Source organism: uncultured Campylobacter sp., from assembly GCF_938031315.1.
In the GTDB taxonomy this organism is placed as follows: domain Bacteria; phylum Campylobacterota; class Campylobacteria; order Campylobacterales; family Campylobacteraceae; genus Campylobacter_B.
Window position 1 is genome coordinate 1 of the sequence record NZ_CALHHT010000420.1, and the last position, 2,601, is coordinate 2,601.

General features: G+C 41.2%; 2 protein-coding genes and 1 pseudogene. 1 reads left to right on the forward strand and 2 read right to left on the reverse strand.

Features of this window, described 5'->3' with window-relative positions; all coding sequences use genetic code 11:
- Positions 1 to 704: 704 nt before the first annotated feature.
- Complete coding sequence (locus Q0236_RS10465) at positions 705 to 1,547, reverse strand: substrate-binding domain-containing protein (RefSeq protein ID WP_297917574.1); 843 nt, start codon at positions 1,545 to 1,547, stop codon at positions 705 to 707.
- A gap of 162 nt (positions 1,548 to 1,709) precedes the next feature.
- Here Q0236_RS10465 and Q0236_RS10470 point away from each other — a divergent pair, with 162 nt between their 5' ends.
- Positions 1,710 to 2,360 carry a thiol:disulfide interchange protein DsbA/DsbL gene (locus tag Q0236_RS10470; RefSeq protein WP_297917577.1) on the forward strand — a complete coding sequence of 217 codons (651 nt, stop codon included), beginning with the start codon at positions 1,710 to 1,712 and terminating at the stop codon, positions 2,358 to 2,360.
- 61 nt (positions 2,361 to 2,421) lie between these two features.
- Here Q0236_RS10470 and Q0236_RS10475 read toward each other — a convergent pair.
- A pseudogene (locus Q0236_RS10475) lies at positions 2,422 to 2,601 on the reverse strand (hypothetical protein); the annotation flags it as partial.

A 2,601-nucleotide genomic window follows, 5' to 3' on the forward strand; every position in this document is an offset into this window, starting at 1 on the left:
GTAGAGGGAATTTTTAGAAACTAATTATAAAAAATGACAAAAAACATTACTATTTGGATATTGAGTGTGTTGGTTTTTCTAATTACGTGTATGGGTATCAGAGATTTTTATCAAACAATGACCTACGACGAAGTTTATATTGACAGCTCATTTTGGGGCAGAAGTTCTGATTTATTTCAAAGATTATCCTTTATTATTGGCTATTTTATTCGGTATTACGGTATTCTTACCTCCTATAAGCGTTGTTGTGGTGCTGCTATTTCGCAAGAAAGTAGCCGCTTCTATTATGATGTATGCTCTTGCGGCAATGGTGTTTTTAGATATCTATACCTTTTGTTTTCGTAATCGCTGGCAATTATTAGGGGAACAAACCTCTATATTTGATATAGCGATCTTAGGGATATATCTTTTATACTACTTATACCTTTTGTTGCTAAAGAAGTACATAATTAAGTAGAGGAAAAGTCGCTACCGACAAGCGGGGATATTGCGATGCGTGAAAACGCCCAAGCGCGGTATAAGGTACTTGAGAATAGAGCCCAAGAAGCTAGGCTCTTAAAATAGCGGCACTATGCTTGGTTAAATTTAGAATTTACGCGGCGGGTTGGATTTGAAATTTAACCCGCTTGCTTAAATTTTACCCACCGCGTCGTTGAAATTCGGCTTATCAAATTTGCCGAATTTAATCTTTTAAGACTTAAATTCTACTCGCTTATAAAATATTTTTGAGCGTAAGCGGCGTCGTTGTAAAGTCCTTCTCCGTATTTATCTTTGCCGTAATTTTTAATGATCTCCTGCCCCGCGCTAGAAGCTACGAAATCTATAAAATCTTTCGATTTCTTGCTTTTGGTAGTATCGCTATCGTTTTGTCTTAGGGCGCAATACGTATTTATTAGATATTTATCGCCGCGAAATAGAATTTCGCTGGATTTTATATCTTTTTTTGCCACGACCCAAGTACTGCTATCGCTCATAAAATATGCTCCATTTTTATCGGCTTTTAAAAGAGTTGCTAACATAAAATCTTTATTTGCCTCGTACCACTGGCCTTGCGGAGTGATATTTGCCATTTTCCAGATACTAAGCTCTTTTTTATGGGTTCCGGAGTTGTCCGCTCTGGTGTAAAAAAGGCTTTGGGATTTGGCTATGTCGGTATAGGCTTCTGTTGCGCTTTGGGCGGTTTTTATCTTTGCGGGATCGCTTTTAGGCCCTATGATAAAAAACTCGTTTGATCCGATCAATGTCCTTTGCGTAGCCCAGCCCTCTTTTACGGCGCTTATTTCCGCCTTTGGAGCGTGAACCATAGCGATATCTATCTTTTTATTTTTCAAAAGTTCGAGAGTCTGACCGCTTCCTGCTTTTATCCAGCAAATTTTGGTATCATTCGCCTTGCTAAATTCATTAGATAGAACTTCGAGTAGCCCAAGTTCTCCCGGACTTCCCGTAGCAAGCTTTAGCTCCGTTTTTCCGTCTCCATACACTGCGGTGCACTCACTCGCCATCAAACTGGCGCATAGCAAAATCGCGATACAAATAGACTTTTTCATAGCTACTCCTTGTTTTGAAATGTAAAATTTCAGGCATTATACAACCAAGGAACTTAAACTCGAAATGGTTAAAGAATTAAAAAAGAAGCTCGTTGCTTAGATTTTATTTCAAATTTACCCTTTATTTTATACAATCTTTAAAATTTACCGCAAAGGAATTTTATGAAAATCGTTAAAATTTTTAAAGCTTTAGCCGCCGTTTGCCTGCTCGGCATCGGTGCAAACGCGCTAGAGGAGGGCGTTAATTATCAAGTGCTGCAAAAGCCGCTAAACGTACCGAAAAACAGCGTCGTTAAAATTTTTAACTACGATTGCCCGCACTGCTATACGTTCGACAGGACGGTCACGCCGCAGCTGATGAAAAAGCTCGAGGGGACGGAATTTTTGCCGTGGCATCTAAAGACCAAGGGCGTGTTCGGACAGACCGCAAGCGGCGTATTCGCAGCCCTCATCGTGCTTGATGAAAAGGACGATGTGAGCCTGCTAAGTGATGAGTCGAAATTTAAAAAGGCGAAATTCGCGATTTACAAAGCGGTCCATGATAAAAAGGACGATTTCGACGAGGGAAGCGATAAGCAAAGGTTCATCAAAACCGCGCTAGATACCGCCGGCGTGAGCATGAGCGAATACGAAGCTGCGCTTGCTAGCAAAAAGGCGCAGGCTCTGCTTGCGCAGTGGGACGCGGGATATGATGTCGCGGTGATTTCGGGCGTGCCTGCTTTCGTCGTGAGCGGCAAGTATCTCTTAAACACCTCCTCGTTCGGCTCGCTAGATGAAATGGTCGCCGCGGTAAAGGAGCTACTGGCAAAATAGGCTTTGCCGCGCCAAAGCAAGCTTTGTTTTACGCGCTGCATTAAATTTAGCTGCGAGACTTCTAGCAAATTTTATCGCTAAGCCCTGTGGCGCGATAACGACTAAATTTTATGTTTTCAAAGCGCGGGTTTCGGCAGGTAAAATTTGAGCCGAAATTTACAAATTTGACTTTAAATTTAAATGTAAAACGATAAGGCGAAGTATCGTGAGATGATTTTTCGAGTTTTGAAGCAAAATTGAG